We start from the raw sequence: 6,834 nt of genomic DNA, 5'->3' as shown, positions 1-6,834 counted from the left end.
ATCCCTCTCCCACGGGAGAGGGACTTTTTCTCCCCTTCTCCCGTGGGAGAAGGGGCTGGGGGATGAGGGCACAAGTTTCTGGGTTTCCCTCTCCCTATATCCCTCTCCCACGGGAGAGGGACTTTTTCTCCCCTTCTCCCGTGGGAGAAGGGGTTGGGGGATGAGGGCGACAGATTTCTGGGGTTTCCCCATTCCCCCATTCCCCTAGTTTTCTTGGTCTTTTTTGCCGAGGCGGTTGAGGTTTTCTAGGTATTTTTCATAGGCTCTTTTGACGACTTCTTCTGGGTCGTCTTCTGCTTCTTCGGCATCATCGAGGCCCATTTGGCTGAGGTCGTTTTCGATGTTTTCTTCGACGTTGGGATGGGTTTTGCACCAGGCTTTGATTTTGGTGGCTAGGGTTTCGATGCTGTCCGTGGGTTGGAGGTCTAAGCCTTGAATTTGGTTTAAAAATTCGGGTTCGTAGTAGTCGAATAGGTCGGTGAAGGCTTTGACAATGGCTTCGGGGGTGGCGTGTTCGGGGATGGACATGGTGCGTAAGGCCTCTTCTATCTGTTGGGTGGTTAGGGTGAGGGGGTGGGTTTCGCCGATGAGGGTGAACCCTGACCAGGATTCCGGTTTGGGAAACCGGATTTTGGTGTTGAGCATAGCATGACGGAGGGCGGCGGCGCGGTTTTTGCCGTTGGCTAGGTTTTGGTAAAATTCCGTCATTAGGACTTTGGCGGCGGGTGCGCCGATGTTCCAGAGGGAGACGACGAGACTGGGAACTCCGGCGAGAATGAAACAGCGCGATAGGCCGATAATGCCATCGCCGGTAATTTTACCTTTGCCGGTGCTACAGGCACTGAGGACAACAATCTCGGCGTTGAGTTTGTGGTCGAGAATTTCGGCGGCATTGAGAGCGCCATCACTGTCGGCATCGGGAGCTAGGACAATGGTTCCGGGAATGTCGCCGAGGTTGGTGTCTTCGGGTTGGTATTCGTCGAGGAGTCCGTGGGCGAAGATATGGACGATGCGGGTTTGCAGCATTTGGTTAATGACTGCGACTTTGGTGGCGCTGTCGCCCATGATGGGCAGGGTGTCGAGAATCGTGGCAATGGTTTGGGCGGCTTCCTGCATATACTCGTAGGAGCGCAGTTTGTAGGGGTCTTGTTGGAATTTGGGGTGCAGGGTGGGTTCGGCGACGACGAGGGCTTTTTTCTGGGTTCGGTGCAGGCGCTGCTGTTGGGCGTGGGTGGTCTCTAGGACTTGGATAGAGGGAGCGGTGAGGGGGGTATGGTCTTCGATCAGATAGCGCCCTTGGGGGTTCTGTAAGGCCGCGAAGGGAACCAAATAGAGGGCATAGTGGGGAATGAAGATGATGCGGTCTTCGGGGTCGGTGGGCAGGCGATCGGTAATGGGGGCGATGAGGATATTGTAGAGGTATTGCAGCCAGGGAAAGTGACCGTTGCGGGGTTTTTCTTCCGGGTTGAGTTTGAGGAGTTGGTTGTCGTTGTCTTTTTCGGTGATGCCGATGGAGACTCGCGCCCGGAGAATTAGGGTTTCTAGGTTTTTGAGGTCGGATTCAGCGATGGGGGAGCGGCGAAACTCGATGTTGCCGGTGGGTTGGATCACCCAGATATAGAGTTCTTCAAAAACAATGGAGTATTCGACGAGGGTGGCGTTTTGGGTTTGGGCAACTTGGCGAATTTGAGGGGCGCTGATGTAAGGGTTGCTCTCTTCGGGGAAGCGCTGTCTGAGCAGGTTGATAAAGGCACGGGTGCGCCCCCGTTCGGAGATTTCTAGTGCTTCTATGGGTTTATCTTGGGCAATGAGGACTTGTTGCAGAAGTCGATAAGAGTTTCGTTGGGTTTCAAAGATGGAGATTTGATGACTGTCTTGTAAATCAGATCGCAAAGTCTCACAAACTTCTACTGCTTTTCGTAGAGTTTTTTCTGCCAAATCTACGAGCTGTGGAATTTGCCGGAGACTATCACCAAGATTATTTAGAGATTTCCATTCTCCCTGGCGATCGCCGATTTCCCTGGCTATCGTTAAATGCTGCTGGTGGAAGTCGATCGCTCTTTGGTATTGCCCTAATAAATAGTAGGCATTGCCCAGACTTCCCAGGGAATTAGCCTCTCCCTGGCGATTTCCTATTTCCCTGGCTATCTTTAAAAGCTGCTCGTAGAAGGTGATCGCTCTTTGGTATTGTCCTAATGAATCGTAGGCATTGCCCAGACTTCCCAGGGAATTAGCCTCTCCCTGGCGATTTCCTATTTCCCTTTCTATGGTTAAAGACTTCTCTTGGAAGTCGATCGCTTTTTGGTATTGCCCTAATGATTGGTAGGCAAGGCCCAGATTTCCCAGGGAAGCTGCCTCTCCCTGGCGATATCCTATTTCCCTAGCTATGGTTAAAGACTTCTCTTGGAAGGCGATCGCTCTTTGGTATTGCCCTAATGATTGGTAGGCAAGGCCCAGATTTCCCAGGGAATTAGCCTCTCCCTGGCGATTTCCTATTTCCCTTTCTATGGTTAAAGACTTCTCTTGGAAGTCGATCGCTTTTTGGTATTGCCCTAATGATTGGTAGGCAAGGCCCAGATTTCCCAGGGAAGCTGCCTCTCCCTGGCGATATCCTATTTCCCTAGCTATGGTTAAAGACTTCTCTTGGAAGGCGATCGCTCTTTGGTATTGCCCTAATGATTGGTAGGCAAGGCCCAGATTTCCCAGGGAATTTGCCTCTCCCCGGCGATTTCCCATTTCCCGATAGAGAGCCAGCGCCTGTTCCCAGGAGGCAGTAGCTCCGCGAAACTGGCTTTTGTAGTATTGTTCTATCCCTTGTTTGAGTAGATCGTCTGCATCCATAGGTCAATTAACAATGAACAATTAACAATTTTCATGTCGGCAATAGCCGAAACAATGGTTCTGGGTGGGTGGCGGCTAAGGATTAAAAGGGTTATACAGTGCCAAACCCATAATTCTGTGGAAATCTGCTATGTTACGAGTGACCAGCGTGTAGCCTTGTACAAAAGCACAAGCGGCGATCGCAGCATCGGGTAGTTTCAAGCGGTAACTTTGCCGAATCTGAGCAGCGCTGTCTAAAATCGTCTCCGTCAGAGTTACTGAGGAAAGCCTTCTCAAAAATGCTCTGATCTGATTGGCTTCCCTTGGGGTTAAAGCTGGATAACAGAGTAATTCAATCCAACTTAAAGGGCAATAGTAACCTTCATGATTACCCGCTAAAATATTGGCAAACAAGGGCTGAACCACTGCATCTCCATTGAAATAATAGATAAAAATATTCGTATCGAGTAAATATCTAGTCATCCCACTCTTGCCTGAGTTGCTTTTGGAAGACTAGAGGATCAACCCGTTGCGGGAGAAACCCAAACCCATCTAACGATAACTCATGATTCTCACCCTTTGAGTCGCTTAAGGCTTGAGCCAAAAGAGCAGCAGCCTCAGAGGAGTTACGCAACCTTTGAAGTGATAATTCACTCTCAGCCGTTACAGATGCTCCATTCGTCTCGCCATGAGAACTGGTGGTTTCTGCTTGAATGGAATTGAGGAGTGCTTGGACTAGATGCCAGCGATCGCTTATCGGTAATGCTAGGATGCGATCGCGTAGTTCTGGTAATGTCATCTCTGGCGTGCCACATCAACTATTTTTAGGATAGCGCGATCGAGTAATTCTGGTGATGTCATATCAATTAACAATTAAAAATTTTCAGTAAAGGCGATAGCCGAAACAATGGTTCTGGGTGGGTGGCGTGGGTCATCTTTTTGTACAATAGGGGTCAACGTGACAATCCCTAAAGTTCTATGGTAGCAGTTTCTCTCCAATCCCCCTCGATTAAGGGAATAATGCGATGACTCTTAAAGAACAACTTCTCCAAACCCTGGAAACATTACCGGATGAATTGCTTGAAAAAACCCTGAAATTCGTCCAAACCCTTCAGTATCCCATTCACAAAACGCCAGGAATTTGTGGCGGTGCGGCGAGAATTCGCGATACTCGAATTCCCGTCTGGACGATCGTTGCCTACCAACAGCAAGGTACACCAGATTCAGAGTTAATGTACAACTACCCAGGACTAACACTTGAAGATATCCAAGCTGCACTCAACTATTACGAACTCAACCGAGAAGAAATTGATCGTGCTATTGCTGATTGTGAGTAAATGCTAAAGTTCTATTCTAATGAAAATTTCCCACTGGCAATGGTCGATCTGATGCGAGGGATGAGTTATGATGTGTTGACCTCTTACGAAGCTGGACAAGCCAATCGAAAAATTCCAGACAATGTGGTATTGGAGTATGCGACCTGTGCCGGTCGAATCGTTATTACTGAAAATCGTCAAGACTTTCTCAACCTCCACTCTACAACCTCAAACCATGCAGGGATCATTATTTGCAAAGCCGATCGAGACTATACGGGAAAAGTGCAAGCGCTCCATGATTTTTTCGCTCAAGATACACACCCAATGGCCAATCGTCTTCTTCGGGTGATGAAACAGAATAGGAAAGGGAATCAACAGACATTTATTGTTCGGGAATATTCAAAACTCCAGAATTGATTTTGTCTGGCAAGTAAGCGATCGCGTATTCCCACCGGATCGAAACGCTGCTCAACCTCCTGCCGGATCGCATCGGCTTGTCGTTGACGTTCTGCCAGATAGGTATCAACCTCATCCTGATGTCTAAGGTAGTAACCGATCACCAGATAGATATCCGGAAGTTGTAATGATGGATACTGTTCTCTGATTTCCTCTGGCGTACATCCCTCCAGAAAAGCCGTCACAACCGTATCGAGAGTTACACGGGTTTGGGCAACTCGGATAACGCCTTGGCGATCGGTAACTAATGGGACGTTTTCAACGGTTATTGTCATTTCTTGCGTGAAACATCAACTATTTTTAGGGTAGCGCGATCGCCCGATTTTTTACTCTGTATTCTGGCGATCATCTGTTTCTGCAACCATCCCCAAAATCTGACGATACAATGCTGGAGAGATTCTAAACTGCGATCGGGCAATCAAATCATCCATTAAAGGCTTTACCGAACTGAGCAAATTTTTCTGCTTGGCTTCTACTAACATACCCAGTAATCCCGTAATTCTCAGCCCTAACCGATGGGCTTCTGCTCTACCAGAGCGCTCATCAATCAAGAGCAAATCTGCTTTCAATTCTAACGCAAGCGCGATTGCCTCAGATTCCCCCGGATCTAACCTTACCTCTTCCTGAAGGCGGACAACTTCCTCATTATTGGTAACTTGCCTCACCTCTAACCAGGGAACTGTTTTCACTTCAACCGCTCCAGGAACGGGTGGCTCGATCGCGACCAGTTCGCGATATACTGCTTCGGGAATGATGAGGCGATCGTAGAGTTCCGGTAAAAGGTGCAGATGAGAAATTGCTGCCAAGCTCGTAATGACGGATGTATCACTGATGATAATCACAATCGCCCTAATTCTCGCAAGTTCTGGATATCCAACTCAAAATCCTCCACATCATAAGAGTAAAGGGGAATACTGCGCTCCTGCAAAAGTTGGCGAAACTGCTGTGGAGACATCCGCGCTAACTGACTGGCATACCCTAAAGTTAAATTTCCGGCTTGGAAGAAATGTACAGCAATCTCGCGACAAAATTCATCTGGGGTAAGGTGTGAGGCTTGGAGGATGTCATCTGAAATCAGAAGGCTCATAGATTTAGCGCGATATAATTAACAATTAACAATTAACAATTTTCATGTCGGCGATAGCCGAAACAATAATCATTGATTCGCTAAAAGAGAGGCAATGGTTTGACTATCTTCTTCTAGATCTTCAGTTGTATAAGGTAGATAAGCTTTTTCTCGTTTCAGAAATTCATAAGCTTGCCAACGAGAACCCAAATTAAGGATTGAACGGACTTGAGCAGCTCCGATACGACCCTGGCGATACTCATCAGCTACAATGAGTTCTAACATTCGGCGGGAAGCATCCACGGGTTGGAATTGATTCGCAATATCACTAGGGAGTTCAATGGTAATCTGCATGATTTTAAAACGGCTGTTTGCCCCTACAATGTAATAATGAACAATTAATAATGAACAATGGGTTTGGATTAGCGATCGCGCCCGATCTCTTAGTCTGTATTATAGCGATCGCATGGCTGAGGGGAAAGAAACCGGGTTTCTACAGGGATATGGAATAGCCAAGCAGAGTTGCCAGAAACCCGGTTTCTGGGAGCTGCACACTTCACTCTGGTTTCCCTAATTTTAGCCAACTAAACACTTCTTCTGCGGTCAGTTGCCAATCCATATCCGCGAGCATTGGCAGTTGGCGCTCTCCCCGACAAACCACTATCCCTTGTCCGGGAGTTAACACCAAAATAGAGCGATCTTGCGGATCGACTAACCAACCCAATTGGCTGCCATGCTGAAGACAATGGAGTAGATTATCGATAACCCGATTGCTACTTTGGTCAGGAGAAAGGATTTCAATCGACCAATCTGGCGCTTGCATAACGTTATCTTCCGGTTCTCCCTCTGCATTCAGCGCCACCTTATCCCAAGCAAGAACCACAACATCGGGGACAATGGAACGCCCGCCAAAAGTACAACGCAGTTCTGGCAGAGTCAGGTACTTGTCCGTGGCTCTATCAATCGCTGCTAACAGTCGCTTTTGCAGCAGAGAATGGCGAAATTTAGGCATAGGTTTCTGGATAGCCCCACCGTCGATATATTCCCAAGCGGGTGAACCTTCGAGATTGGGTTGTTCGAGGAATTGTTCTAGGGTTAGTTGTCGAGTGAGGACATCCGTCATTTTAATTAACAATTGATCTGGGTGCTGGCTTGGGTTTCGGGTGGGTGGGGGCG

General features: G+C 48.1%; 10 protein-coding genes. 2 read left to right on the top strand and 8 right to left on the bottom strand.

What is annotated here, in order from left to right:
- Nucleotides 1–204: 204 nt before the first annotated feature.
- The 3 genes from PMG25_RS01230 to PMG25_RS01220 all read right to left on the bottom strand — a co-directional run bounded on the left by PMG25_RS01230 (nucleotide 205) and on the right by PMG25_RS01220 (nucleotide 3,619).
- A complete protein-coding gene (locus PMG25_RS01230) occupies nucleotides 205–2,841 on the bottom strand; it encodes a CHAT domain-containing protein (protein ID WP_283765095.1) in 2,637 nt (878 codons plus the stop codon).
- Nucleotides 2,842–2,916: 75 nt separating this feature from the next.
- A complete protein-coding gene (locus tag PMG25_RS01225; RefSeq protein ID WP_283765094.1) occupies nucleotides 2,917–3,303 on the bottom strand; it encodes a type II toxin-antitoxin system VapC family toxin in 387 nt (128 codons plus the stop codon).
- Nucleotides 3,296–3,619 (bottom strand): hypothetical protein, encoded by a 324-nt coding sequence (locus tag PMG25_RS01220; RefSeq protein ID WP_283765093.1) that lies wholly within the window; start codon nucleotides 3,617–3,619, stop codon nucleotides 3,296–3,298. The genes PMG25_RS01225 and PMG25_RS01220 overlap by 8 nt, the downstream gene beginning before the upstream one ends.
- Before the next feature lie 226 nt (nucleotides 3,620–3,845).
- On the opposite strand from PMG25_RS01220, the gene PMG25_RS01215 reads away from it, so the two are divergent.
- Both PMG25_RS01215 and PMG25_RS01210 read left to right on the top strand, forming a co-directional pair.
- Complete coding sequence (locus PMG25_RS01215; protein ID WP_283765092.1) at nucleotides 3,846–4,157, top strand: DUF433 domain-containing protein; 312 nt, start codon at nucleotides 3,846–3,848, stop codon at nucleotides 4,155–4,157.
- On the top strand, nucleotides 4,158–4,553 hold the full coding sequence (locus tag PMG25_RS01210) for a DUF5615 family PIN-like protein (protein WP_283765091.1): 396 nt from the start codon (nucleotides 4,158–4,160) through the stop codon (nucleotides 4,551–4,553).
- Here PMG25_RS01210 and PMG25_RS01205 read toward each other — a convergent pair.
- From PMG25_RS01205 to PMG25_RS01185, 5 genes are all read right to left on the bottom strand, one after another.
- Complete coding sequence (locus tag PMG25_RS01205) at nucleotides 4,508–4,867, bottom strand: DUF433 domain-containing protein (protein WP_283765090.1); 360 nt, start codon at nucleotides 4,865–4,867, stop codon at nucleotides 4,508–4,510. The two genes, PMG25_RS01210 and PMG25_RS01205, sit on opposite strands and share 46 nt — an antisense overlap.
- Before the next feature lie 51 nt (nucleotides 4,868–4,918).
- Nucleotides 4,919–5,434: a PIN domain-containing protein gene (locus PMG25_RS01200; RefSeq protein WP_283765089.1), complete on the bottom strand. Its 516-nt coding sequence runs from the start codon at nucleotides 5,432–5,434 to the stop codon at nucleotides 4,919–4,921.
- A complete protein-coding gene (locus PMG25_RS01195) occupies nucleotides 5,431–5,679 on the bottom strand; it encodes a UPF0175 family protein (protein ID WP_283765088.1) in 249 nt (82 codons plus the stop codon). Before PMG25_RS01195 ends, PMG25_RS01200 begins: the two co-directional genes overlap by 4 nt.
- A gap of 69 nt (nucleotides 5,680–5,748) precedes the next feature.
- Nucleotides 5,749–6,012: a UPF0175 family protein gene (locus tag PMG25_RS01190; RefSeq protein WP_283765087.1), complete on the bottom strand. Its 264-nt coding sequence runs from the start codon at nucleotides 6,010–6,012 to the stop codon at nucleotides 5,749–5,751.
- Between the two features lie 202 nt (nucleotides 6,013–6,214).
- Nucleotides 6,215–6,781, bottom strand: coding sequence for a Uma2 family endonuclease (locus PMG25_RS01185; RefSeq protein ID WP_283765086.1), 567 nt, complete (start codon nucleotides 6,779–6,781; stop codon nucleotides 6,215–6,217).
- Between the last annotated feature and the right edge of the window lie 53 nt (nucleotides 6,782–6,834).

Origin of the sequence: Roseofilum capinflatum BLCC-M114, assembly GCF_030068505.1 — a bacterium.
Lineage (GTDB): Bacteria > Cyanobacteriota > Cyanobacteriia > Cyanobacteriales > Desertifilaceae > Roseofilum > Roseofilum capinflatum.
Note: the sequence above shows the minus strand (reverse complement) of the source record. Positions and strands in the feature narration are given on the sequence as shown.

Bases quoted from the DNA above. Each gene is read 5' to 3' on its own strand.
- PMG25_RS01230 (WP_283765095.1), bottom strand. From the start codon at position 2,841: ATGGATGCAGACGATCTACTCAAACAAGGGATAGAACAATACTACAAA.
- PMG25_RS01225 (WP_283765094.1), bottom strand. From the start codon at position 3,303: ATGACTAGATATTTACTCGATACGAATATTTTTATCTATTATTTCAAT.
- PMG25_RS01220 (WP_283765093.1), bottom strand. From the start codon at position 3,619: ATGACATTACCAGAACTACGCGATCGCATCCTAGCATTACCGATAAGC.
- PMG25_RS01215 (WP_283765092.1), top strand. From the start codon at position 3,846: ATGACTCTTAAAGAACAACTTCTCCAAACCCTGGAAACATTACCGGAT.
- PMG25_RS01210 (WP_283765091.1), top strand. From the start codon at position 4,158: ATGCTAAAGTTCTATTCTAATGAAAATTTCCCACTGGCAATGGTCGAT.
- PMG25_RS01205 (WP_283765090.1), bottom strand. From the start codon at position 4,867: ATGACAATAACCGTTGAAAACGTCCCATTAGTTACCGATCGCCAAGGC.
- PMG25_RS01195 (WP_283765088.1), bottom strand. From the start codon at position 5,679: ATGAGCCTTCTGATTTCAGATGACATCCTCCAAGCCTCACACCTTACC.
- PMG25_RS01190 (WP_283765087.1), bottom strand. From the start codon at position 6,012: ATGCAGATTACCATTGAACTCCCTAGTGATATTGCGAATCAATTCCAA.
- PMG25_RS01185 (WP_283765086.1), bottom strand. From the start codon at position 6,781: ATGACGGATGTCCTCACTCGACAACTAACCCTAGAACAATTCCTCGAA.